The sequence below is a fragment of the Spirillospora sp. NPDC046719 genome (assembly GCF_040645715.1).
Taxonomy (GTDB): Bacteria; Actinomycetota; Actinomycetes; order Streptosporangiales; family Streptosporangiaceae; genus Spirillospora.
The window spans coordinates 1-24,043 of sequence record NZ_JBEYYT010000120.1; the positions used below are offsets into that span (position 1 = coordinate 1).

Genomic DNA, 24,043 nt, shown 5'->3' on the forward strand with positions numbered 1-24,043 from the left:
GCTCGACGCGCCCGCGCATGCCGCGCAGCCCGAACCCGGACGCGACCGCCTCCGGGTCGAAGCCCCGGCCGTCGTCGGCGACCGTCAGCCGCGCCGCGTCCGGCGCGAACTCCAGCGACATCCACACCGACCGCGCGCCCGCGTGCTTGCGGACGTTCGCGAGCGACTCCTGCGCCACCCGCAGCAGCACCACCTCCGCCGCCGGGCCGAGCGGCCGCTGCTCGCCCTCCACGTCCAGGTCGACGGGCAGCGCGAAGTCCGCGGCGAGCCGCCGCAGCGCCTCCGCCAGCGACCCCGCCGCCAGCGCGGGCGGCGCCAGCGCCGCGACCAGCCCCCGCGTCTCGGCGAGGTTCTCCCGCGCCGTCCGCGCGACCAGCTCCAGGTGCCGGTTCGGCCCGACCTCCGCCTCGGCCGCCTGCACCAGCATCACGATGCTGGTGAACCCCTGCGCGATCGTGTCGTGGATGTCGCGGGCGAGCCGCTCCCGCTCGGCGAGCACGCCCGCCTCCCGGCTCACCTCCGCCAGCTCGTCCCGGGTGCGGTCCAGCTCGTCGATCAGCCGGGCCCGCTCCCGGTTCTGCGCGCTGAGCCGGCCGATGAACGTGGCGAGCAGCGCGCTGCACGCGATGCCGACCAGCATCATCACCAGCGTCAGCGTCACGCCCGCGCCGGACGCCACCATCGCCGACCCGACCGCGCCGGAGAACAGCACCATCATCAGCACGAACCCGCGGGCCGTGCCGTACACCATGTAGACCTGCGGGGCGAGGGCGGCCAGCCCCGTCGACGTCACCGGCGCCAGCAGCGTCGCCGGCACGAACATCAGCACCAGCGCCGCCGCGTACAGCCGGCACCCGGGCCGCCGCTCCTCGCGGGACCGCAGCGCCTTCCGCCCGACCGCCACGTACGCCGTGCTCAGCAGCACCAGCAGCAGAATCGCCGCCGACCGCCGCCCCGGCGGAAGCCCGTCCGCCGCCGTCGCCGCGATCGTGCCGACCAGCACCAGCGCGAAGTAGGCGTCCCAGAAGGGGTACGACCGGTACCAGACGTCCTCCGCCCGCGCCGCCGCCGGGTCGCCACCGCTCATGTCCTGTCCGCTCCCCCGGGCGTGCCGCGCGGCCCGTCCGCCCTGTCCACCGACCGGTGGATAGTACTGCCGCCCCGCCACCGGAAGCATTGCGGGCATGAACAACAACCCCGTCCGGGCCGCCCTGTTCGTCCTCACGATCCTCTACGGGCTCCTCATCGCCCTCCTCGCCGTGCTCGACACCCCCGCCCTCGGCCTCGTCGCCGCGATCGGCGGCGTGCTGCTCGGCCTCGGCTGGGCGTTCGCCGGCCGCTTCACCCGCGGCCGCGCCTGACCCCCGAGCCGACGGCCCTCCGCGCGGACGCCATCGCAGGGGCGGCGTCCGCGCCGGTCAGGGCCACCGGCCCTCGGCGTACAGCCCGATCAGCGCCGCGTGCGACAGGGGCTTGGACAGGTCGTCCACGTCCCCGTTGACGGTGTAGTCGAGCAGCACCACCTCGCCGAGCCGCCGCACCTCCTCGACCAGGTCCGCGACCCTGTTCTCCAGCACCCACCGGTACGCGGGCAGGTAGATCTCCCGGCGCGCCCGCCCGTACGGCAGCAGCTCGTCCCCTTCGAGCCCCGCCCGGTGCCCGCGCACCGTCCCGTACTTGCGGACCGTCCGCTTGATGCCCTTCATCGACGTGATCGCCAGCCGGGCCGGGTCGACGTCGGTGCCCTCGAACACCTTGAGCGCCTGCCAGATCCCCTCGACCGACGCGCCCGTCACCCCGTCCGAGAACGGCACCGGTATGCCGCCGTGCGGGTAGAACGGGCTGAACCGCACCCACGGCTGGGCGCCCCGCGACGTCACGTCCAGCACCACCGCGCCCGGCCACTCCGCCTCCACCGACGCCGGCGCCCGCCGCCGGCTCGCCACATGAATCCCCACCCGAGCAGGCTCCCACCCACCACCGACATTCCCACCGGACGCCTAGCGGCGGCTCACTGCGAACCGGATGGGGCGCGGCTCAGGTCGACGACGCAGAAGAGGTTGCCGTCGGGGTCGGCGAGGACGACGAAGTCGGGGTCAGGCGGATACAGGTCCCAGTCGACACGGCTCGCGCCGAGCCCGACCAGCCGCTCGACCTCGGCCTCCTGCTCGGCGGTGCTGTCCACGAACAGGTCGAGGTGCAGGCGCGGGCGGGGTTCGGCGGGCGACTCGCTGCGCATCAGCCCGAGGGCCCGTCCCGACCCGTCCGCGTGGTCCAGCGTCCGCCAGTTCGGGCTCTCCCAGTCCGGGACGGCCACGAGATCCAGCGCCGCCGTCCAGAACGCCACGGCACGCGCGAGGTCGGTCACACCGATCACCGGAAAGCCCAGACGCAGCATGAACGCGAGTCTAGGGCCGGTGCCGTGGCGCCGCCCCGCCGCGGCGGTGTATGCATGAGGGCCAAATGGATATCGAGGATCTGTCGGACGCGGAACGAGCGCTCTGGGACGCGTTCCCGAACGCGGGCAAGGTCGATCTGACCGGGACCGGGGAGGCGGTGCGCGGCGAGGTCGTCTCGGCGCTGCTGCTGGGCGCCCGCCCGGCCGACGCGGGGCAGGTCCCGGCGGTGCGGCTCACGGGCGCGCGGATCACCGGCGTGCTCGACCTGTCCTTCGCCGAGGTCCGGTACGCGGTGCTGATGCGCGACTGCGTGTTCGACGAGCCGCCCGCCCTCTACGCCACCCGGATACGGCAGTTCAGCCTGACCGGCTCCCGGCTGCCGGGCCTCGCCGCCTCGGACTCGCAGGTCGACGGCCTGCTGTGGCTGCGCAACTGCCGCATCGACGGCCCGCTGCAGCTCGTCGGCACCCGGATCGACGGGACGCTGTCGCTGCGCGCGGCCCGCCTCGCGGACGTCGAGGCGTACGCGCTGACCGTCGCCCGCAACATCGACGCCGCCGACGCCGAGGTCACCGGCGAGGTCATGCTGCAGGGCGCGCACGTCGGCGGTACCTGCGTGCTCGACGGCGCGCGCCTGTCCAACCCCGGTGCCGTCGCGCTCGACGCGGAGGGGATCGAGCTGCCGTCCGGGCTGCACGCGCGGGGCCTCACCGCCGACGGCGAGGTCCGCCTGCCGGACGCGCGGATCGGCCGGCGTCTCGTTCTGACGGGTGCCCGGCTGTCCAACCCGGGCGGTACGGCCCTCGACGCCGACCGCGCCCGGATCGACGGGGCCGCCGTCCTGGACGGAGGGTTCCGCGCCGAGGGCAAGGTCGGCATGCGCTCCGCGGCGATCGGCGGCACCCTCCTGCTCAGCGGCGCCGAGCTCGACGCTCCCGGCGGCACCGCGCTGAACGCGCGGCTGATCACCGTCGGCAGCAGCCTGCGCGCCGCGAACGGGTTCCGGACCCGCGGCCGGGTCTGCCTGGACTCGGCGACCGTCCAGGGCACGGCCGACTTCGCCGGCGCGCACCTCAGCGACCCCGGCGGCGAGGCGCTCGGCCTGTGCCGCGCCGAGGTCACCGGCGGCCTCGCCGGCGAGGGCCTGCGCACCGAGGGCGAGATCCGCCTGATCGACTCGGTCTTCGGGGCGAGCGTCGAGCTGGACGGCGCGCAGCTGTCCAATCCCGGCGGCCGATCGCTCATCGGTTACGGCCTGACCATCAGCGGCGTCCTGAACTGCCGCGCCGGGTTCACCGCGACGGGCCGGATGTCCCTCGCCGGTGCCCGCGTCGGCGAGCTCGGCTTCGACGACGCGACGATCAGCGGCTACGACGACCTCGCGCTCGGCCTCCGGCGCGTACGGGCGGACATGCTCTGGTTCTCGCGCTGCACGCTCACCGACGGGACGGTCGACCTGCGGCACGCCCGCATCGAGATCCTCCGCGACGACCCCGCCCGCTGGCCCGCCCGCCCCCAGCTCGACGGGTTCGTCTACCAGGCCATCGACAAGCCCGGCCCGCTCGCCGCCCGCCTCGCCTGGCTGGACGCCGCCGACGGCTACCACCCGCAGCCCTACGAGCAGCTCGCGGCCGTCTTCCAGGGCATGGGCCGCGACGCCGAGGCCCGCACCGTCCGCCTGGCCAAGCAACGCCGCCGCCGGCGCACCCTCCCGCCCCTTGCCCGCGCCTGGGGCGTCGCCCAGGACTGGACCGTCGGCTACGGCTACCGTCCGCTCCGCGCGGGAATCCTCTTGGCCGCTCTCCTCGCGATCGGAACCGTGCTGTTCGCCGCGCACCACCCCGTCCCCCTCAAGAAGGACGAGGCGCCCGCCTTCAACCCGTTCCTCTACACCCTCGACCTGCTCCTGCCGATCATCAGCTTCGGCCAGGAGCCGGCCTTCAACCCGCGCGGCCCCTACCAGTGGCTCGCGGCCGCGCTGATCGCGTCCGGCTGGATCCTCGCCACGACGATCGCCGCTGGCATAACCCGCGTCCTCTCCCGCCAGTAACGAAAAAGGGCCCCGTCCCAAAGGGACAGGACCACAAGAAGAAAACCCCACCTGCAACCAGGAGGGGGGTGGGGGCGAAGCCCTCACATCGGGTGTCCGGGGATCGCCCCGAGCACGCCACCCCGCTTCGGCTCCCGCGATTGGACTCGAACCAATAACCTGCCGGTTAACAGCCGGCTGCTCTGCCGATTGAGCTACGCGGGATCGTGCGTCCGGCGGGGCCTCAGCCCCTGCCAGCGCGTCTAGGTTAGCGCATGTGCGGGGCTGTTCGCGCACGCGTCGCGGGTGGGGGCGGCGTTCTCGGGTATGGAGGGTGAACGATCGGCCCCCAAAGGGAGTGAAGATGAAGTCGCGCATGATGTTCATGGCAGGCGCCGCGATCGGCTACGTCCTCGGGACGAAGGCCGGACGGGAACGCTACGAGCAGATCAAGCGCCTCTCGCGGCAGGTGTCGGAGAACCCCAACGTGCAGGAGGCCGCGGGCATGCTGCGCGCCAAGGGCGGCGAGTTCGCCGGTGCGGCGCGGGAGAAGGCCGGCGAGATGGCCTCGACCGCGAAGGAGAAGGTGCCGCAGCAGAAGTCCGGCCGGCACCAGGCCGAGGACGAGCCGAAGGTCTATCCGGGCTAGAGGCCCGTCTGGCGGCGCAGGGCCTCGAGGACCTGCTCGGCCTGGGCGCGCAGGCCCGGGTCGTCGGGGTCGAGGCCTGCGTCGAAGACGAACGTCCAGCGGACGTCCCCGCCTGTGGCGGGGCGCCGGCCCGCTATGCGTACCTTCCCGCCCCCGGGGAGGTGCGCCTGGTGGGTGACCGCGATGGTGGCGGTGACGCGTTCCCGGACGGTCTCGGGGACGGAGCCGGGCTCGGTGAGGCGGACGTGGTGCTCGGCGCCGCCGGAGGTCTCCTCGACGTGCAGCCAGCCGTCCTTCCAGGTGGCCTGGTCGACGCGCTCCCACGGGATGCGGGCGAAGCCGCCGGACGGGGCCGGGACGTGCAGGGCGGCGGTGGTGGCGACCACGTGGGAGCCGCCGCGGGTGGGGGCGGACGCGAGGACGCGTTCGCCGCGTTCGATCGTGAGCGCGTCGCGGACCGCGGAGGGCAGGTGGCCCCGGAGTAGGCGCATGCCCCCACGGTAGGCGATCAGGCGGCCTGCGGGGCGCGGCGGGCCCCGAGCAGGTCGAGGACGAGGGCGGCGGACCAGGAGTAGTCGTGGCTGCCGCGTCCGGTGCCGTCGAAGGGGTCGAAGAACTCGCGGAACCCGGACTGGCGGACGAGCCGCATCGTGGAGCCGTACAGCAGGTCGGCGACGACGGGGAGGCCGTGGGCGAGGGCGCCGTACCAGATCAGCCAGTTCGTGCTGACCCAGGTGGGGCCGCGCCAGTAGCCGCCGCGGTCGAAGGCGGGCGCCTGGATGTCGCAGGTGGGGACGGGGTATCCGGCGGCGCCCGCGAACCGGGCGGACAGCAGCAGGTCGACGAGGTTGCGGACGTGCGCGGCGGGCAGCTCGGGGTCGAGGAGGGGGCCGAAGGAGCCGGCGGTGATGACGGGCAGGAGCCGGTCGTCGCGCAGGTCGCGGGCGCGGAAGCAGCCGGTGTCGGCGTCCCAGAGGCGGTCGAGGAGGGCGGCGTGGACGCGCTGCGCGGCCTCCAGGTGCGGGGCGGGGTCGGCGCCGACGATCCGGGCGACCTCGGCGAGGGCGTGCGCGGAGGCGAGGAAGGTGGCGTTGACGAGCGGGTCCTCGACCGCGAACGGATGGGATTCGCGCAGGTAGTCGGGCCGGTAGCCGGCCTCGCGCATGAGGGCGACGAGCCGGACGTAGCGGTCGTAGTCCTCGCCGGTGGGCAGGGCGCGGGAGCGGTGCGCGGGCGCGTAGGCGCTGGGCGGGAGCTGGAGGGCGCCGAGGGGACGGTCCCAGGCGGGGCTGTTGTCGAGGCCGGACTCCCAGGGGTGGCAGATGGCGATGAGGCCGCTGGAGCCGAGGTCGCGGGCGGTGGTGAGGTAGCGGTGCTGCGCGGCGAGCATCGGGTAGAGGCGGGCGAGGAAGCCGCGGCTGCTCTCCCCGTCGGGGGCGCATTCGTGCAGGCGGAGGGCGACGAGGGCGTGCACCGGCGGCTGGGTGAGCCCGGAGGTCTGGACGCCGCGGGGCGCCGCGCGCTGCTCGGTGCTGCGCCACAGCTCGGGGCCGGGGAAGAAGGCGTGCCGGGCGAGGGTCGTGTTGAACACGATGTGCGGGAGCATGCCGTCGGCCCACTGGCCGCGGAAGAGCGACAGCAGCTCGGTCTCGGCGCGCTCGGGGCGGTGCCGGGCCAGGCCGAGGCTGATGAAGGCGGAGTCCCAGCTCCACTGGTGGGGGTAGAGGCCGGGCGACGCGGCGGTCGCGGTCCCGGTCCAGTTCGCGTCGAGGACGCGGGCCGCGGCCTTCCACAGGGCGGTCTCGTCGCCGGTGAGACGGGAGCTCATGCGCTCAGGGGTACCTCCTCGCGACGGCGGGAGCGGGGTCCTAGTGTGATTGTGACCCGCGATCGCGGCCCCGGCGAGCCCCCGGGCGGCGTCGTTTGTCGACGGCCGGGTCCGGTCAGCGGTGATTTTCCACCCGGTGCAGCAGCCAGTCCGTGATCTCCTGGCCGGCGGCGACGCCGCGGGACGCGGTGACGGCCGTGGCCGGGGAGGTCCAGCCGGCGTCGTGGAGTTCGCCGTGCGCGGGACGGATCGACGCGCGGGCGGCTTCGAGGAGTTCGGCGTCCAGCAGCGAGTCGCCGGCGGCGAGCGTCGCGGACGCGCCGGTGCGGCGGGCGACCTCGGCCGCCGCGGCGGCCTTGGTGAGGCAGGCGGGCAGGCAGTAGACCTTGCGGCCCTGCAGGGACGTCCGCCAGCCGCGTTCGGCGCACCAGCCGGCGAGGTCGTCGACCCAGCCGGGCGGGAGGGCCGTGCGGTCGACGACCGTGTAGGCGAACAGGTCGGACGCGGTACGCCGTTTCAGCACGAACTCCCCGCCGGTCCGGACGAGGCGGTCCTGGATCTCGGCGAGCGGCGCGCATCCGTCCGCGATGCGGGCCCGCACGGACGCCGCCCATGACGGGTCGTCCTCGCCGTCCACGAGGAGGTGGCCGCCGTTCGCACAGATCGCGTAGGCGGGCGGTTTCTCCAGCAGGTGGACGCGCCGGTACTGCTCGGGTGTCCGCGTCGTCGTCGGGACGAACACGGCGGACGCGGCGAGGGTCTCCAGTGTGCGCGCGGCCGCCTCCGTCATGTAGGAGAGGGGGGCGCCCTGGTAGAACTCGACGCAGACGAGGCGCGGCATGGTCTCGTCCGGTCCGTCCAGCGCGAACGCGGCCTGCGAGTAGATGAGCGTACGGTCCAGGTCCGAGCACACCAGCACGGTCACTGGACGGCCCCCTTGCCGAAGCGCTGGTGGATGAGCCCCATGCACGCGTAGGGGAACGCGTCCGGCTCGACGTCCACGACGGGCACGCCGCGTTCGCTTGCCAGGAGCCTGATGTGCGCCAGTTCGGGGCCTGCGTCCGCGCGCGCGAGGACCTTCCATGGGACGCGGCGCAGCAGCACCCGCGTCGTCTCCCCGATGCCCGGCTTGACCAGGTTGAGGTCGTCGATGCCGTGCCCGGCGGCGACGCCGCGGACCGCCTCCCATCCCGACCAGTCGGGTTCGCGGTCGGACGCCCGCCGGTCCGGCGCGTCCTTCGCGACCCGCTCCGCCACGTCCGCGAAGCGCGCGCAGACGGTGTCGAGGAACAGCGCGGACACGTCGTCGGCGGCCAGCTCGGCGTAGAACTTGGCGCCGTGGAAGTCGCCGGGGCCGATCAGCTCGGTGTTCAGGACGGTCCGGCTGACCAGCCCGGACACGGTCGAGTTCAGGCACGCGGACGGGATCAGGAAGTCGTCGCGGGTGCCGTACAGCGGAGTGCAGCGGCCGGGATCGGCGAGGACGGCGAGATCGGCGGGGAACCCGGTCCCGGCGAGCGCGGCGGTCAGCTCGCGCGTGATGGCGCCCTTGCCCGTCCAGCCGTCCACGAACATGACCGCGGACGGGTCGTGCCGCGCGGCGAGGTATCGCAGCGCGACGGTGTCGATGCCCCGGCCCCGGACGATGCTGACCGCGTAGTGCGGCAGGTCCAGCCCGTGCGCGAACCGTGCCCAGCGCCGCACCAGGATCCCGATGGGGGTGCCCGCGCGCGCGAGCGACACCACGACGGCGTCCGGGCCGCGCTCGGCGATGATCTGCTCGGCGACCAGCCCGGTCGCGTAGGCGAGCCGTTCCGCGGACGCCTCCAGCGCCTCCTCGAACAGCCGCCGGTACTCGGGGCCCGGCTGGTACTCGACGGGCAGCGACTCGGCGTAGTGGGCGCGGCCCGCCTGGATCGCGGCCTCGCGCTTCTCCGTGGGCGCCTCCAGGCGCGCGCCCGACAGGTCCTTCAGCAGCCACGCGACGTCCTCCGCCCGGTAGCTGCCGAAGTCCGGCCCGTACAGCGGCCTCACTTGTCACCCCTATGGGACGGCACGGTCACGACCACCACCGGCGCGAGCGCGCGCAGACGCGCCACCAGTCCACTGGCGAGCGCCTGGGTGTCGCCTACGTCGTCCACCACGAACACGATGCGGTCGAACGGCGGGCGGCCCGTGGCGGGAGCGACGTTGTAGGCGTACCGCTCCCCCGGGCCGTCCGCCGGGTCGTCGTGCGCCGGGAACGCGAGCCGGGTGCGGATCGCGTACCCCGGGTCGTCCACGGCCAGGACGGGCGAGCGGGTCGTCGTGGAGTACCGGACGTCCAGGCCCGGGGACGCGTCGGCGAGCGCCTCCGCCAGCCGCAGCGGCGCGTACATCAGCTCCTCGAACCCGAGCACGAGCACGCGGGACGCGCCGTCCCCGAGTTCCACGGCCACGGCGTCGGCCAGGCGCGGCAGGTCCTTTTCCAGCGCCGTGCGATGTTCGGGCAGGAACCCGTGGCGGCCGCCGTCGGGCACGCCGTGCGGCCAGTCGAGCCGCACGCGCGCGACACCGAACGCCGCGCCCCCACCCGACGCCGCAGCCCCACCGGCTGGCGCGTCCCCGCCGAACGCCGCGTCCCCGCCGGCCCGCGCGGAATCGGCGGACAGCTCGGAAACGATCCGCGTGCCCTTCTCCAGGACGTCGTCCGGCAGTTCCACCCGTCCTCCGGCAAGGGAGACGGCGTCGATGCGCGTGCCCAACCGCGCGGCGAGCTCGTCCACGCGCGCGCGGTCGGACGCGCCGCGCAGGTCGACCAGCGCCGCCAGGACGTAGTGCCTCCGTGGACGCAGCGCGTGCAGCGTGGAGATCGTGTTCAGGACCGTCTGACCTGTGGAAAGCTCGTCGTCCACCAGGACGAGCGGGACGTCCCGGTCGAGCGCCACCGGGTCGGACGGCAGCAGCAGATGGCTCGTCGCGTGGCTGTGCTCCTCCTCGAAGCCGCCGTACGCGGCGAAGCCCGGCACCGGACGGCGCGTGGAGTGCAGGTAGTAGGCACCGCCCAGGGCGTCAGCCACCGAATGCCCCAGGGCGGTCGCGGTCTCCGCATAGCCGAGGACTATGGCGTCCACAGGCGGACGCGGTTCCCGCAACGCGTCGCGCAACGCCGCGGGGGCACCCGGCGCGCCCGCCAAGGCGTCCTTGAGCAGAACCGACGGAACGGACGTCGCCTCGTCGCGCAGGCGCGCGCGCACGAGCTCGCCCAGCAGCAGTCCCGACCCGTACACCAGCCGGGGATCGGTCGGGACGTGCTTGCCGAGCACCGCCGAGACCAGCAGATGCGCGCGCCTCGGGTTGCGGCGGACGGCGAGCCCCACCATCGACGCCAGCCCGGCCCCCACCGGACGGTCGCCGTCCACCAGCCGCACGCCGAGCCGTGACGTCACCCACGCCCCCGGCCACACCGGCTCCCCGGACCGCACAGCGTCGACGCCCCTCAGCGCCTCCTCAAGCCGCTCCGTCATCGGCGGTCCGCCGCTTCAAGGAGCTCGACGAACGTCACGTCCCGCGCGGCTACGCCGAACACGCGCGCGCGCAGCATCAGCCGTTCCGCCCAGGCGCGATGCGGTTTCGCCTCGTTCATCTTGTTCGCGTACGAACTGGCCATCGCGCCGCCGCCCGCGTACCCCAGGATGTCGGCGGCGTCGCAGTACTCCTCGTGCGTCACGACGGACAGGGCGTGTACGGCCGCCACGTGGGTCGGGTGGATGACCGTCTTGCCCGTCAGGCCATTGGCCTTGTCCAGATGCACTTCGCGGATCAGCCCGTCCAGGTCAGAGGTGATGAGGCGCTGCCGCAGCGGCGCGGCCCGCAGCGCCTCGAACGGCGACTGCCGCAGCTGCGGCTTGAACATCCGCTCCCCCGCCGAGAAGTACTCCCAGACCGGGCCGGTCACCACGAAGCCGCTGCCGTCCGCGCGGCCGAGCACGTTGACGATGTCGGTGATCGCCGCGGCGACCGGCCGGATGTCGTAGATCGTCAGGTCGGGCGGGCGGCGCAGCCCGTACGCCGCCGACATGTCGGTGGCGCCGATCCGCACCGCGAGGACCCGGTCGCGGTGCTTGGCCAGCAGCCGCGCCACGTCGTGCAGCACCTCGGTGCGGCTCTCGCTGTGCACCGCCTCCGGGCTCTCGAGCACCGGCATCGCCAGCAGCGGCAGCCCGGTGCGGGCCGCCGTGTCCTCCAGCGCGTCGAGGAACGCTCCACCGGACGGCGCCGTGAACTTCGGCAGCACGAACCCGCTGACCAGCTCGGCCGCGGGCCCCAGCCGGGCGGCGATGTCGCCGATCTGCCGGGGATCGCGGACCCGCACGAACAGCAGCGGCACGCCGTCGACGGACCGGCCGCCGTCCCGCTCCCCGCGGCCGTCCCGGTCGTCCGCGCGCCGGGCGTGCAGGTCCCGGAGCTGCGCGACCAGGTTGGCCTCCGCCTCCGGGACCTCGTCGTCGCCGATCGCGTCCTCCAGGCACACGACCATGCTCATCACGCCGCGCCGCGCCGCCTTCTCGATGTCGCCCGCGAGCTCGGGACGCGTGGCGGGGCAGTACAGGGTCGCGCCGAGCGCCACCGCCAGCACCGCCGGGTCGTCGTGCCGGCCGAACGGGCGGGGATGCCGGTAGAACAGGTGCTTCCGGTAGGCGGCGTCGATGTGATCAAAGTGCCGCATGCCGGCCTCGCGTCAGCACGGGCATCGCGTCATCGCGGCACCGCGGTCACCGGTGCACCCGTCACAGGTGCCTCCCACGTCACAGATGCCTTCCGATCACAGATGAACCGACACGGCCGGCAGCAGGTGCTGGAAGGTGCGGCCCGACGCGGTCGCGCCGATCGCGGTCATCGACCAGCCCTCGCCGTCCCGCGACACCTTCGCCATGATCTGCGCGTTGTGCTGCCCGGCCCCGCTCAGGTCGTACCGCGCGATCTCCTGCCCGGTCGTCTCGTCCACCAGCCGGCAGAACGCGTTCTCGATCTGCGAGAAGTCCTGCCCGGTGAAGGAGTTCACCGTGAACACCAGCTGCGTGACGTTGGCCGGGACGTTCTGCAGGTCGACGTTGATGACCTCGTCGTCACCCTCGCCCGCGCCGGTCAGGTTGTCGCCGGTGTGCTGGACGGACCCGTCCTTGCTGCGCAGCTGCCGGAACCACACCGCGTCGGCGAGGTTGCCGCTCGCGTCGAACAGCAGGCAGGACGCGTCCAGGTCGATCGACTGGGCCTTGCCCTTGCCGAACAGCCCCTTCTTCGCGACGGCGTCCCAGCCCAGGCCCATCCTGACCCGGGTGAGGGTGCCGCCGCCGGGCTTGGCCAGCGAGACCTTCTGCCCCTTCTGCAGCGAAATCGTCATCGTCGGCTCCTTTGGTGATGATGAGCGGTCGTCGCGGGGTGTAGGCGGTACGGGTGTAGGCGGTACCGGTGCACGGACGGTACGGGTGCGGATGCGTAAGGGTACGGGCGGTCCGGGAGTGAACGGGTAAGGGTGTCGGACGGTCAGGGTCCTCGGACGGTCAGGGTGTCGGACGGTATGGGTGCGGACGGTGCACCGTGCGCGGGTGCACCGCCCCGTCGGACCCCGGCCGGGCGGCCGGATCAGACCTTGCTGGAGTGCAGCGGCTTGTCGTCGCCCGCCGCGGCGGACGCGCGGTCACCGCCCCGGTTCCGCACCACGGAGCTGATGAACGCGGCGATGATCAGGCCCGCGCCGATCCCGCCGGTGAGCCACTCGGGGACGTGCCGGCCGATGCTGACCAGCATGCACACCGCGAGCGCGCCGATCGCCCAGTGGGCGCCGTGCTCGAGGTAGATGTACTCGTGCAGGGTGCCCTTGCGGACCAGGAACACCGTCAGCGACCGGATGTACATGGCGCCGATGCCGAGGCCCAGCGCGATGATGATCGGGTCGGTGCTGATGGCGAACGCGCCGATGACGCCGTCGAAGCTGAACGAGGCGTCCAGCACCTCCAGGTAGAGGAACAGGAAGAACCCGGCCTTGCCGGTGGCCAGCGCCAGCGAGCTCGGCCCGGACCGGGCCGGCGCCCGCTCCGCGGCGGGCTCGGCGTCCCCGTCCTCGTCCCCGTCCTCGTCGTCCTCCTCGGTCGCCTCGGAGAACAGCTCGCCGAGCCCGTTCACCAGGATGTAGGTGACCATGCCCAGCACGCCGGCGATCATGACCTGGCCCGGCTCGTCGGCGAACAGCCCCGCGGTGAACGCCAGCGCCCCGCCCGCGACGACCACCGAGAGCTGGTCCAGCTTGCCGATCCGCTGCAGCGGCGCCTCCAGCCAGGGCAGCCACTTGTCGGCCCGCTCCTCGAACACGAAGTCCAGGAACAGCATCAGAAGGAACATCCCGCCGAACGCCGCGATCATCGGATACGCGTCGTTCATCAGGTGGTGGTACTTGTGGGGGTCGTTCAGCGCCAGGTCGAACGCCTCGACGGGGTTCAGCTTGGCGGTGATGCCGACGATCAGCAGCGGGAAGACCAGCCGCATGCCGAACACCGCGATCGCGATGCCGACGGTCAGGAAGATCTTCTGCCAGAACGGGCTCATCCGGTCCAGCACCTTGGCGTTGACCACGGCGTTGTCGAACGACAGTGAGATTTCCAGCACTGCGAGGACGGCGACCAGGGCCAGCCCGGTCCCGCCGTCGTAGAGGGCGGCGACCAGCAGGCCGAGGACCGTGATGCCGAAGGCCCATCCGAAGGTGCGAAGAATCATGCGCGTATTTCTCTGAGAGTGGACGCCCGGCCCGGCCGGCCGTCCTGCGGGGCGGCGGCCGTCAGCCGACGTTGACGCCGAAGTCCATGGCGATGCCGGCCAGGCCGGAGGCGTAGCCCTGGCCGACGGCCCGGAACTTCCACTCGGCGCCGTGCCGGTACAGCTCGCCGAAGACCATGGCGGTCTCGGTGGAGGCGTCCTCGGTCAGGTCGAAGCGGGCGAGCTCGCTGCCGTCGGTCCGGTTGACGATCCGGATGAAGGCGTTGCGGACCTGCCCGAAGTTCTGCTGCCGGTTGTCGGCGTCGTAGATCGACACCGGGAACACGATCCGGTCGCAGTCCGGCGGCACGGCGGTCAGGTCGACGTTGATCGACTCGTCGTCGCCCTCGCCCTCGCCGGTCAGGTTGTCGCCGGTGTGCTCGACCGAGCCGTCCGGGCTCTTCAGGTTGTTGAAGAACACGAAGTGCTGGTCGGAGATCACCTTGCCGGACGGGCCGAGCATCAGCGCGGAGGCGTCCAGGTCGAAGTCGGCGCCGGTGGTGGCGCGCACGTCCCAGCCGAGGCCGACGGTGACGGCGGTCAGATTGGGCGCGGCCTTCGTCAGCGAGACGTTGCCGCCCTTGGCGAGTGAGACTCCCATGTTCGGGCCACTCCCTTCCCGGGGGTAGAGGTCGTTCAGATGTTGACGCCGAAGTCCATCGCGATGCCCGCGAGGCCGGACGCGTAGCCCTGCCCGACCGCGCGGAACTTCCAGTCGGCCCCGTTGCGGTACAGCTCGCCGAAGACCATCGCGGTCTCCATGGACGCGTCCTCGGTCAGGTCGTAGCGGGCCATCTCGGACCGGTCGCCCTGGTTGAGGACCCGGATGTAGGCGTTGCGGACCTGGCCGAAGTTCTGCCCGCGGCTGTCGGCGTCGTAGATCGACACGGCGAACGCGACCCGCTCGGCCTCCGCGGGCAGCGCGCCGAAGTTCACGTTGATCTGCTCGTCGTCGCCCTCGCCGGCGCCGGTGGTGTTGTCACCGGTGTGCTCGACGCCGCCGTCCGGGGTCCGCAGGTTGTTGAAGAAGACGAAGTGCTGGTCGGTGAGGATCTTGCCGGAGGCGTCCAGCACCAGCGCCGACGCGTCGAGGTCGAAGTCGGTGCCCGTCGTGGTGCGCAGGTCCCAGCCGAGGCCCACCGTCACGGCCGACAGGCCGGGGGCCTGTTTCGTGAGCGAGACGTTGCCGCCCTTGCTGAGACTGACTCCCACGGCGTTCCTCCAAGATCGCATGACGTACCGGACGCCGGGCAGGCGTCTCGCTATATCGACGCAGCAGCGATGCTATCCGTTCCATCCGTTGTGGACGCATTACGCGAGAACTCCTGGACTGCGCGAGACTGGGCATGAGGACGAAGGGAGGCGGCGTTGCGGGGACCGGGCGACCAGCGGCGGCGCGGCAGGGGCGGTCAGGCCGCCGACGCGGCGATCCAGGCGCGCGAGGCGGCCGCCACCGCCTTCTACGACATGGACCAGGCGCAGAAGTTCCTCGACGGGCGCGTCACCGTGTTCGAGGATCTGGACGCGGGCGCCGCCGCGCCCGTCCGGCGGGAGTTCGCCGGTCTCTCGGAGGCCGCCGACGCCGCCTCCGTGGCCTACATCTCCGTCCTGGACGCGCACGATCTCGACGACCGGGAGCGGTCGCCCGCCGAGTACGACGCGGCCCGCCGCGCGTTCATGGCGTCCACCGAGCGGCTGCAGCAGATCACCCGGAACCTGAACGGGTTCGCCGAGCGGCTCGCGCCGCGGATGGCGCGGCTGGAGGCGGCCCTCGACCAGCTTCCGCCGCGCCTCACCGCCGCCCGGGACGCCGTCGCCGCTGCCGAGACCGCCGTGCAGGCGGCCCGGGCGTCCGGGATGGACGCCTCCGACCCCGAGGCGGAGCTGGCGCGGGCGAAGGAGGCCCTCGCGCTGCTGAGCTCCCAGGGGCTCGGCGGGCTCGGGCTGGACGGGGCCATGCGCAAGGCCGACGAGGTGCGCGTGATCGCCGAGAGCGCCCGCCTGGCGGCCGAGGAGCTGCCGAAGACGGCGGAGAAGGTGCGCAACTCGCTCGCCTCCGTCCGCACCCGCGTGGACGTCGTCGCGAACCGCGTCGGGCCCGTCCGGGAGGCGATGAAGGTGCTGCTGCGCGCCTACTCGCAGGCCTGCTGGCAGGACCTGCGGGGCGCGCCGGAGGCGATCGAGGCGGGCGTCGAGCGGGCGCGCGAGCGGCTGGACGAGGCGATGGCCTTCTCCCGCGCGACCGAGTGGAAGCGGGCGCAGCAGGCGCTGACCGCCGCGCGGACCGAGCTGAACGGGGCCGACCGGCGCGCCGGGCAGGTCACCGGGCGGGTGACGGAGCTGGAGGCGGTCGCCGCCGACCCCGAGAAGCCGGTCGAGAGCGCCCGGTTCGCGGTGCGGGACGCGCAGCGGCTCGCCATGGCGCAGCCCGGTGGCGCCGCACCGCACCATGCGCGCGCGCTGGACGCCCTGGTGGAACGGCTGGAGCACGCGCCGAAGCGGCTCACCGGCGCGCACCCGGACTACTGGGCCTATCTCCAGGAACTGGAGTCGATCAAGACGGCCGCCGGCGACGTGGTGACGCGCATCCGCTCCGAGCGCGCCGGAGGCGGCTCCTGAGAGCCGCCCACGGCGAACCGTCAGGCGAGCCGTGGGCGCCCTCGGCGGGTCTTGGGGCGGCATCAGCGGGCCCTATGCGTACCGCTAGGCGAACCGTCAGGCGAACAGGGTCTCGCCCCAGTAGCCGCCCTCCTTCACGCCGGGCGGGCACGCGAAGATCCCCGATCCGACGTGCTGGATGTACTCGTTCATCGCGTCCGACGCCAGCGACTCTTGGATCTTGATGAAGCCGGTGCGCGGGTCGCGCTGGAACGCGATGAAGAACAGGCCCGCCTCCAGCCGCCCCAGGCCGTCCGAGCCGTCGGTGAAGGAGTAGCCGCGCCGCAGGATCCGCGCGCCGCCGTTGGAGTCCGGATGCGCCAGCCGGACGTGCGCGTCCGGCTTCATCCGCGCCAGGACGGGCTTGTCGCGCTCCTTCTTCTCCCCCACCGGCGCGCCCTCGGACTTGCTCCGGCCGAAGACGTCCTCCTGCTCGCGCAGGGACGTCCGGTCCCAGGTCTCGATGTGCATCCGGATACGGCGCGCCACCAGGTACGAGCCGCCCGCCATCCAGTCCGAGCCGTCGCCCTTGCCCGCCCAGACGTGCTTGTCGAGCAGCTCCGTGTCGTTGGTGCCGATGTTGTCCGTGCCGTCCTTGAAGCCGAACAGGTTCCGCGGCGTCTGCGCGTCGGGGGTCGTCGAGGACGTCTTGCCGAACCCGAGCTGCGACCAGCGGACGCCGACGACGCCCATCCCGATCCGCGCCAGGTTGCGGATGGCGTGCACCGCCACCTGCGGGTCGTCCGCGCACGCCTGGACGCAGATGTCGCCGCCGCTGCGGTCCGGGTCGAGGTTCTCGCCGGAGAAGCGCGGCAGGTCCACCAGCGCGGCCGGGCGCCTCGCCTTGATCCCGAACCGGTCCTCGCCGTCCTTCTCGAACAGCGTCGGGCCGAACCCGATCGTCAGCGTCAGCCGGGACGGGGGCAGCCCGAGGGCCTCGCCGGTGTCGTCCGGCGGCGCCACCCCGACCTTCGGGATCGCGCCCTCGCCGATGGCCCGCCCCGCGGTCATGTCGGCCGCGGCCTCCGTCCAGTCCTTGAGCATCTGGACGAGCTTGCCGCGGTCGCCGGTGGTGACGTCGAACGCGGCGAAGTGCAGCCGGTCCTGGACGGCGGTGGCGATGCCCGCCTGGTGCGCGCCGTAGAACGGGACGGCGGCCGCCGTGCCGGAGCCGCCGGTGTCGGCGGAGGCGACCCGGTCCAGGCCGGCCCCCGCGGCGGCGCCGACCAGCAGGCTGGCGCCGGAGAAGCCGAGCATCCGGCGCCGGGACATCCCGGCGCGCGGCGCGTCCGGCGAGGGGGACCCGGGGTCCGACGGACGGGACTGCGTCATTTCGCCACGACCTCCGCGAGCTTGGACAGCGGCTCGCCCAGCGCGTTCACCGCGTCGGCGAGCTTCTTGCGGTCGTCCTTGCCGACCTTGTCGTAGGAGACGTAGCCGTCGCCGTCCTCGTGCTTCTTCAGCAGCGCGTAGACGGCGTCGAAGTTCTCGTCCAGGTCCTTGGCGAGCTGCGCGTCCTTCTCCTGGACGACCGGCTTGAGCAGCTCGTAGGCCTTCTTCGCGCCGTCCACGTTCCCCTTGAAGTCGACGAGGTCGGTGTGGCTGTAGGTCTCCTCCTCCCCGGTGACCTTGCCGGTGGCGACCTCGTCCAGCAGGCCCTTCGCGCCCGCGGCCATGTCGTTCACCGGGTCGAGGGTGAGGCTCGGCAGCCGGCCCTTCAGCGTCTCCAGGTCCGCGAGGAGCCGGTCGCCGTACTTCTCTTTGCCCTTGACGGAGCCGTCCTTGAACAGCGCCTTCTCCAGCAGGTGCCAGCCGGACCAGTCCTGCTTCTCGTCCGGCTTGAGGTCGGCCTCGCGGGCGTCGACCTTGCCGTCGATGTCGCTGAACTTCTCCGCGACGGACTCGATCGACTCCCAGCCGACGCGGGACGGCGCGTACAGCTTCTTCGCCTTCTCGACGTCGCCGGCCTTCACCGCCGCCACGAACGGCTTGGTCCGGGCGATGGTGTCGTCGAGCTGGGCGATGACGTACGCCTTGTAGTCGATGGCGGCCTTGGTGAGCCGCGGGTCGGCGCCGGCGCCCTGGCCGGTCACCGTGACCTCCTGCGAGGGGCCCTTGCCGGTCTGCCCGGCGCTGCACAGCAGCTTGTACTTGCCCTCCGGCAGGTTCACCACGAAGTTCACGCTGGTGCCGGGGCCGATGTTCTCCCGCTCGGCGAGGATGCTGCCGTCCTGCCTGAGGACCTCGAACTCGTTGACCTCGGAGCCCTTGTTGGTCACCTTGAAGGAGTTCTTGCCGGCGGGCAGCTCGGTCTTGCCGACCTCGCACTTGTCCTTGGACGCCGTCACCGGCACGGCTCCGGCGGCGTCCGCCTTCCCGTCACCGCCGCACGCCGAGAGCAGGGACATCGACACGGCGGCCACGCCGCTGAGGGCGAGCACGGAGACAGGACGCATGGGGGACTCCAGGATGCAATGGTTAGGCTCACCTAAATTAGCCAAGCCTGCCCTCACTACGTCAAGTCGCCCCCGCGACAGTGAGGCATCCCACGGTCCGGGCGGTCAGCGCGGGCGGTCGTTGATGCCCATCGTCAGGTTCCGCGCGGCCATCGGCGGGCCCGACTGCGGGTCGCCGTACGGCGGCAGGTGCCCCTGCTGCGAGTGCTGGAGGTGCTGCGACGCCTGGTGGTGCGGCGCCGGCTCGCGCACGGCGGGCTCCGCCCACACGGCCGTCCCGTACGCGCACACCTCGTGGCCCCCGCCGGGCAGCGCCGCGGTGTCGAACCGCATCCCCACCACGGTGTTCGCGCCCTTGCGGCGCGCCTCCTCGCCGAGCCGGTCCACCGCCTCGCGGCGCGCGGCCGCGAGCCCGAGGGCCGGGCGGTCGCCCGTCACCCGGAACGTCGCGCTGCTCCCCGCGTGCCCGGGCTGCTGCATCCCGGCCTGATCGGTCTGGACGGCCGTCCCCAGGACCTCGCCGAGCACGCTGCGGATCTCGTACCCGGCCACGCCATCAGTCGTCACGATCAGCATGTCCATTACGGTAATCCACCGTCCGCCCGAAATGCGACGTCAAGCACCGGATCCACGGAACGCGCCGCGCGCGGCGAGCGATCGGCGCGCAGGGCGAGCGACCGCCCTCCGGACCGCTCGGCCCGGAGGGTGGTCGCCCCCTGTCGTTCTCTCCCCGCCCGGTCCCCCGGTCCGGGCGGGCGGGTCGCCGCTACTCGAGGTACTCCCGCAGCATCTGCGCGCGGGACGGGTGCCGGAGCTTGGCCAGGGTCTTGGACTCGATCTGCCGGATCCGCTCCCTGGTCACGCCGAACTCCCGGCCGACCTCCTCCAGCGTGCGCGGATGCCCGTCGGTCAGGCCGAAGCGCAGCTGGATGATGCGCTGCTCCCGTTCCGACAGCGTGCCGAGGATGTCCTCGAGCTGGTCCTGCAGCAGGATGAACGCGGCGGCCTCGATCGGCACGACCGCGTCCGCGTCCTCGATGAAGTCGCCGAGGTCGGAGTCCTCCTCACCGATCGGCGACTGCAGCGAGACCGGCTCCTGCGCGATCCGCTGGATCTCCACGACCCGGACGGGCGGCAGCCCCATCTCCAGGCCGATCTCCTCGGGGGTGGGTTCGCGGCCGAGGTCCTGGTGCATCTGCCGCTGCACGCGGACCAGTTTGTTGATCGTCTCCACCATGTGCACCGGGATCCGGATGGTCCTGGCCTGGTCGGCGATCGCGCGGGTGATCGCCTGCCGGATCCACCAGGTGGCGTAGGTGGAGAACTTGAACCCCTTCGTGTAGTCGAACTTCTCGACCGCACGGATGAGTCCGAGATTTCCCTCCTGGATGAGGTCGAGGAACAGCATTCCCCGGCCCACGTACCGTTTCGCGATCGAGACCACCAGCCGCAGGTTGGCCTCGATCAGCCGTTGCTTCGCCCGGACGCCGTCGCGGGAGAGCAGTTCGAGGTCGATCCGCTCGGCGTGGGAGAGGACGGCCGTGCGCGCCATCTTCTCCTCGGCGAACAGCCCCGCCTCGATCGATTTCGCCAGTTCTACTTCATCTTCTGCCGTGAGAAGCGGTACGCGACCGATCTCTCTCAGATAGATCCGGACCAGGTCGCTCGTCGGCGCCCGCTTGCCGAGGTCTCCCTCATCCGCTCGCGCGACGTCCTCGGTCTCCTGCTGAGATTCGAGGACCTCTACCCCCTGCTCTGCGAGCATCCGGACGACCCGCTCCAGGGAGTCGTCCGGCAAGTCCGAGCGATCGAGAGCGGCAGCGACGTCTTCGACGGTCACACCGCCGCGCTCTCTGCCGCGTGCGACGAGGTCCGCCACCTGATCAACCGATGGCGCCTCGCTTGGCAGCACCGAAGGGCCCACGGAGACAGTCTGCGACAGATGCGGCCTAGATCACAGGACCCATTTCGCGGTAATACCGGCTACTGGGATCCAAGCCCTCGCTCCCGCAACACCCGTCTCTGCTGCTCAAGCGCGACAAGATCGCCGAAGAGCCGGTTGTACTGTTCGGGGTCCTCGACCGGATTCAGCCGCTGGAGTTTAGATTTGACGTCGGCGATCATGCGGGTGAGCTGGCGTTCCTGTATTCGGGCCAGCAGTTCCACGGCATAGCGGTCGTCCGATTCCTGTGCGGACCGTACCGGCTCGACTCCGAGCATCGTGATCAGGTCCTTGACCTGGTCGTTCGGCGCCCTCTCCAGCAGCGTCAGCGCCCACTCCGAGACGTTGCCCGCCGCGGTCACGCCGCCCGCCTGCGCGATCACCGCGCGCACCGCGGCGTGCGGCGGCGCGATGAACGCACCCTCCGGGACCTCGTCGAACACCGGCCCGAGCATCGCCGGACGCTGCACCGCCAGCTTCAGCAGCTCGCGCTCGCGCTGCACCTCCGGGTCGTTCGGGTCGTAGGCCGGCCGCCGCGGCACGGCCCCGTTGCCGTTCCCGCCGCCGTTCCCGTTCCCGCCGTTGCCGTTCCCGTTCCCGTCGCCGTTCTGCGGGCCGGCGCCGCGCGCGTTGCCGCGGCCGTTGCGCGCCTGCGCGTGCCGCCGGTTCGCCAGCTCGCGGACCCGGCGCAGCACGAACTGCTCGTCCATGATCCCGAGCCACCGGTCCAGGCTCACCGCGTACATCTGCCGCAGCGCCCGGTCCTTGATGGCCGCGACGACGGGCGCCGCCGCGTCCAGCGCGGCCAGCCGCCCCTCCGCGGTGTCCAGGTCGTGCTGCTGGATCGCGCTGCGCACCGCGAACTCGAACAGCGGCAGCCGCGACGCCACCAGGTCGCGCACCGCCGCGTCGCCGTGCCGGATCCGCAGGTCGCACGGGTCCAGGCCGTCGGGCTGGACGGCCACGAACGTCTGCGTGACGAACTTCTGCTCGTCGGCGAACGCGCGCAGCGCCGCCTTCTGGCCGGCCGAGTCGCCGTCGAAGGTGAAGATCACCTCGCCGCGGAACTCGTCCTGGTCCATGAGGAGCCGGCGCAGGATCTTGATGTGGTCGTCGCCGAACGCCGTCCCGCAGGTGGCGATCGCCGTCTGCACCCCGGACAGGTGGCAGGCCATCACGTCGGTGTAGCCCTCGACCACCACGGCCTGCCGCCGCCGGGCGATCTCCTTCTTCGCCAGGTCCGCCCCGTAGAGCACCGAGCTCTTGTGGAACAGCGGCGACTCGGGGGTGTTCAGGTACTTCGGCCCGTCGTCGTCCTCGTAGAGGCGGCGCGCGCCGAACCCGATGACGTCGCCGGACAGGTCGCGGATCGGCCACATCAGCCGGCCGCGGAACCGGTCCATGGGGCCGCGCCGCCCCTCCTTGGCCAGGCCGCCGGCGACGATGTCGCGGTCGGCGAACCCGCGCCCGCGCAGGTGCCGGACGAGGCCCTCCCACTCGCGCGGCGCGAACCCGACGCCGAAGTGCGCCGCGTCGGCGGCCTCGAAGCCGCGCTCGGACAGGAACGTGCGGCCGATCGCGCCCTCGGGCGAGGCGAGCTGCTCGGCGTAGAACTCGGCCGCCGCCTTGTGCGCCTCCAGCAGGCGCGCGCGCTGCCCGGTGTCCTGGCGGGGGCCGCGCCCGCCGCCGTCCTCGTAGCGGAGCTGGATGCCGACCTGCGCGGCGAGCCGCTCGACCGCCTCGGAGAACGACAGGTGCTCGATCTCCTGGACGAACTTGATGACGTCGCCGCCCGCCTCGCAGCCGAAGCAGAAGTACAGCCCGCGCGAGGGGGTCACGTTGAACGACGGCGACTTCTCGTCGTGGAAGGGGCACAGGCCCTTGAGGTTGCCGCCGCCCGCGCTGCGCAGCTGCAGGTACTCGCCGATGACGTCGGCGATGGACGACCGCTCGCGTACGAGCGCGATGTCCTCATTGCGAATACGGCCTGCCACAGCGAAGGAGTCTACGGCGCCCCGGCGACATCCAAGGCATCACAACCCGACAGGTATCGCGGGTCGGAGGCGTGGCCGGACCCGGCCTTGTTAACGGCTGGTAACCCTGCGCCAGCTATGGACAAACGGATTGTGACGCGATGAGATGGCGCACCGAGTTCTTGCCCCACCCCCCAGGCGGACCGATGACGGATGTTGTGCTGGACGGCGTCGAGAAGGTCTATCCAGGCGGGCAGGTCGCCGTCCGCAAGGTCCGGCTGCGGATCAACGACGGCGAGCTGTTCGTACTGCTCGGGCCGTCCGGGTGCGGGAAGTCCACCATCCTGCGGATGATCGCCGGGCTGGAGGAGATCACCTCCGGCGACCTGTGGCTGAACGGGTCGGTCGCCAACGACCTGCCGCCGCGCGACCGGAACGTGGCGATGGTGTTCCAGGAGGGCGCGCTCTACCCGCACCGCACCGTCAAGGGGAACATGATGTTCCCGCTGGAGGTGTCGGGCGACGACCGCGCGGAGGCGTCCGCGAAGGTCGTCGAGCTGGCGCGCGCGCTCGGCCTCAACACGATGATCGACCGGCTGCCGGGCACGCTGTCGGGCGGCCAGCGGCAGCGCGCCGCGATCGGCCGGGCGCTGATCCGCGAGCCGTCGCTGTTCCTGATGGACGAGCCGCTGTCCAGCCTGGACGCCGGGCTGCGCACCGAGCTGCGGGTGGAGATCGCCGCGCTGGTGCGGTCCAGCCGCACCACCACCGTCTACGTCACGCACGACCAGATCGAGGCCATGACGATGGCCGACCGGATGGCGGTGCTGCGCGACGGCGTCCTGGAGGACGTCGGCACCCCCGAGCAGATCTACGAGGACCCGGCGACGGTGTTCGTCGCGGCGTTCCTCAGCTCCCCGCCGATCAACCTGCTGCAGGCGACGCTGTGGGCGGTCGAGGGCGAGGGGCTGCTGCTCGACCTCGGCCCGCAGCGGCTGACGATCCCCTGGGACGACCCACGCGCGTCCTCGCTGATCAGCCATCACGGCCAGATGGTGATCGTCGGGATCCGGCCCGACACGCTGATCCCGATCGCGCCGGGCTCGCCCGCCCGGCAGGGGACGGTGCTGTCCGGGCGGGTCCATTCGCTGGAGTTCCACGGTCACGAGTGGCTCGCCTACGCGCAGGCCGGCATCCCGACCGTGGACGCGAACGAGTTCGGGCGGCCCCGTCCGGCGCCTGCGCCCGCGGCCGCGGGGGCCGGGCGGCGGCGCCCGCCGGCGGGGGATGACGGGCCCCCCCCCCCCCCGCCCCGCC

23 protein-coding genes and 1 tRNA gene are annotated in these 24,043 nt (G+C 72.6%); 5 read left to right on the forward strand and 19 right to left on the reverse strand.

The window, feature by feature from the left end:
* Window positions 1–1,087 (reverse strand): sensor histidine kinase (locus ABZ914_RS21455; RefSeq protein WP_500195086.1); only part of this gene is annotated, 1,087 nt, incomplete at its 3' end.
* 97 nt (window positions 1,088–1,184) lie between these two features.
* Between ABZ914_RS21455 and ABZ914_RS21460 the strand changes: the two genes are divergently transcribed.
* A complete protein-coding gene (locus tag ABZ914_RS21460; protein ID WP_387028773.1) occupies window positions 1,185–1,361 on the forward strand; it encodes a hypothetical protein in 177 nt (58 codons plus the stop codon).
* Window positions 1,362–1,418: 57 nt separating this feature from the next.
* Here ABZ914_RS21460 and ABZ914_RS21465 read toward each other — a convergent pair whose 3' ends face one another.
* Both ABZ914_RS21465 and ABZ914_RS21470 read right to left on the reverse strand, forming a co-directional pair.
* Window positions 1,419–1,958, reverse strand: coding sequence for a DUF6939 family protein (locus tag ABZ914_RS21465; protein WP_500195087.1), 540 nt, complete (start codon window positions 1,956–1,958; stop codon window positions 1,419–1,421).
* Between the two features lie 53 nt (window positions 1,959–2,011).
* Window positions 2,012–2,398 carry a VOC family protein gene (locus tag ABZ914_RS21470; protein ID WP_500195089.1) on the reverse strand — a complete coding sequence of 129 codons (387 nt, stop codon included), beginning with the start codon at window positions 2,396–2,398 and terminating at the stop codon, window positions 2,012–2,014.
* Window positions 2,399–2,463: 65 nt separating this feature from the next.
* Between ABZ914_RS21470 and ABZ914_RS21475 the strand changes: the two genes are divergently transcribed.
* Window positions 2,464–4,449: a hypothetical protein gene (locus ABZ914_RS21475; RefSeq protein WP_500195091.1), complete on the forward strand. Its 1,986-nt coding sequence runs from the start codon at window positions 2,464–2,466 to the stop codon at window positions 4,447–4,449.
* Window positions 4,450–4,580: 131 nt separating this feature from the next.
* Here the strand turns inward: ABZ914_RS21475 and ABZ914_RS21480 are convergent.
* A tRNA-Asn gene (locus tag ABZ914_RS21480) sits at window positions 4,581–4,653 on the reverse strand.
* A gap of 139 nt (window positions 4,654–4,792) precedes the next feature.
* Between ABZ914_RS21480 and ABZ914_RS21485 the strand changes: the two genes are divergently transcribed.
* The gene (locus ABZ914_RS21485) at window positions 4,793–5,077 is read left to right on the forward strand and encodes a YtxH domain-containing protein (RefSeq protein WP_190867738.1); all 285 of its coding nucleotides are present in this window, start codon (window positions 4,793–4,795) and stop codon (window positions 5,075–5,077) included.
* Here the strand turns inward: ABZ914_RS21485 and ABZ914_RS21490 are convergent.
* The 10 genes from ABZ914_RS21490 to ABZ914_RS21535 form a co-directional block, all read right to left on the reverse strand.
* Entirely contained in the window at window positions 5,074–5,568 is a 495-nt protein-coding gene (locus ABZ914_RS21490; protein WP_500195093.1) for a hypothetical protein, read from the reverse strand. The genes ABZ914_RS21485 and ABZ914_RS21490 overlap by 4 nt on opposite strands.
* A gap of 17 nt (window positions 5,569–5,585) precedes the next feature.
* Window positions 5,586–6,905: an MGH1-like glycoside hydrolase domain-containing protein gene (locus ABZ914_RS21495; RefSeq protein WP_433238388.1), complete on the reverse strand. Its 1,320-nt coding sequence runs from the start codon at window positions 6,903–6,905 to the stop codon at window positions 5,586–5,588.
* 115 nt (window positions 6,906–7,020) lie between these two features.
* Window positions 7,021–7,830: an HAD family hydrolase gene (locus ABZ914_RS21500; RefSeq protein WP_500195096.1), complete on the reverse strand. Its 810-nt coding sequence runs from the start codon at window positions 7,828–7,830 to the stop codon at window positions 7,021–7,023.
* Window positions 7,827–8,939 (reverse strand): cysteine protease StiP family protein, encoded by a 1,113-nt coding sequence (locus tag ABZ914_RS21505; RefSeq protein WP_500195097.1) that lies wholly within the window; start codon window positions 8,937–8,939, stop codon window positions 7,827–7,829. The genes ABZ914_RS21500 and ABZ914_RS21505 overlap by 4 nt, the downstream gene beginning before the upstream one ends.
* Window positions 8,936–10,411 carry a phosphoribosyltransferase family protein gene (locus ABZ914_RS21510; RefSeq protein WP_500195099.1) on the reverse strand — a complete coding sequence of 492 codons (1,476 nt, stop codon included), beginning with the start codon at window positions 10,409–10,411 and terminating at the stop codon, window positions 8,936–8,938. Before ABZ914_RS21510 ends, ABZ914_RS21505 begins: the two co-directional genes overlap by 4 nt.
* Window positions 10,408–11,613 (reverse strand): HpcH/HpaI aldolase/citrate lyase family protein, encoded by a 1,206-nt coding sequence (locus ABZ914_RS21515; protein ID WP_500195101.1) that lies wholly within the window; start codon window positions 11,611–11,613, stop codon window positions 10,408–10,410. The genes ABZ914_RS21510 and ABZ914_RS21515 overlap by 4 nt, the downstream gene beginning before the upstream one ends.
* A 96-nt stretch (window positions 11,614–11,709) precedes the next feature.
* Window positions 11,710–12,288 carry a TerD family protein gene (locus ABZ914_RS21520; RefSeq protein WP_500195103.1) on the reverse strand — a complete coding sequence of 193 codons (579 nt, stop codon included), beginning with the start codon at window positions 12,286–12,288 and terminating at the stop codon, window positions 11,710–11,712.
* Between the two features lie 242 nt (window positions 12,289–12,530).
* Entirely contained in the window at window positions 12,531–13,658 is a 1,128-nt protein-coding gene (locus ABZ914_RS21525; protein WP_500195105.1) for a DUF475 domain-containing protein, read from the reverse strand.
* A 61-nt stretch (window positions 13,659–13,719) separates the two neighbouring features.
* Entirely contained in the window at window positions 13,720–14,298 is a 579-nt protein-coding gene (locus ABZ914_RS21530) for a TerD family protein (RefSeq protein ID WP_500195107.1), read from the reverse strand.
* A gap of 35 nt (window positions 14,299–14,333) precedes the next feature.
* Window positions 14,334–14,909 (reverse strand): TerD family protein, encoded by a 576-nt coding sequence (locus ABZ914_RS21535; RefSeq protein ID WP_190867759.1) that lies wholly within the window; start codon window positions 14,907–14,909, stop codon window positions 14,334–14,336.
* Between the two features lie 156 nt (window positions 14,910–15,065).
* On the opposite strand from ABZ914_RS21535, the gene ABZ914_RS21540 reads away from it, so the two are divergent.
* On the forward strand, window positions 15,066–16,316 hold the full coding sequence (locus ABZ914_RS21540) for a molecular chaperone DnaJ (protein WP_387033212.1): 1,251 nt from the start codon (window positions 15,066–15,068) through the stop codon (window positions 16,314–16,316).
* Window positions 16,317–16,412: 96 nt separating this feature from the next.
* On the opposite strand, the gene efeB is transcribed toward ABZ914_RS21540, so the two are convergent.
* The 5 genes from efeB to dnaG form a co-directional block, all read right to left on the reverse strand.
* A complete protein-coding gene (efeB, locus tag ABZ914_RS21545) occupies window positions 16,413–17,687 on the reverse strand; it encodes an iron uptake transporter deferrochelatase/peroxidase subunit (RefSeq protein ID WP_500195109.1) in 1,275 nt (424 codons plus the stop codon).
* A complete protein-coding gene (gene efeO / locus ABZ914_RS21550; RefSeq protein ID WP_500195111.1) occupies window positions 17,684–18,811 on the reverse strand; it encodes an iron uptake system protein EfeO in 1,128 nt (375 codons plus the stop codon). The genes efeB and efeO overlap by 4 nt, the downstream gene beginning before the upstream one ends.
* Window positions 18,812–18,916: 105 nt before the next feature.
* Complete coding sequence (locus tag ABZ914_RS21555; RefSeq protein WP_190867768.1) at window positions 18,917–19,387, reverse strand: YbjQ family protein; 471 nt, start codon at window positions 19,385–19,387, stop codon at window positions 18,917–18,919.
* Between the two features lie 190 nt (window positions 19,388–19,577).
* A complete protein-coding gene (rpoD, locus tag ABZ914_RS21560) occupies window positions 19,578–20,723 on the reverse strand; it encodes an RNA polymerase sigma factor RpoD (protein WP_208270801.1) in 1,146 nt (381 codons plus the stop codon).
* Window positions 20,724–20,794: 71 nt separating this feature from the next.
* Window positions 20,795–22,747, reverse strand: a complete 1,953-nt coding sequence (dnaG, locus tag ABZ914_RS21565) for a DNA primase (RefSeq protein ID WP_500195113.1) — start codon at window positions 22,745–22,747, stop codon at window positions 20,795–20,797.
* Window positions 22,748–22,932: 185 nt separating this feature from the next.
* Between dnaG and ABZ914_RS21570 the strand changes: the two genes are divergently transcribed.
* The coding region (locus ABZ914_RS21570; protein ID WP_500195115.1) for an ABC transporter ATP-binding protein at window positions 22,933–24,043 on the forward strand (1,111 nt) is incomplete at its 3' end.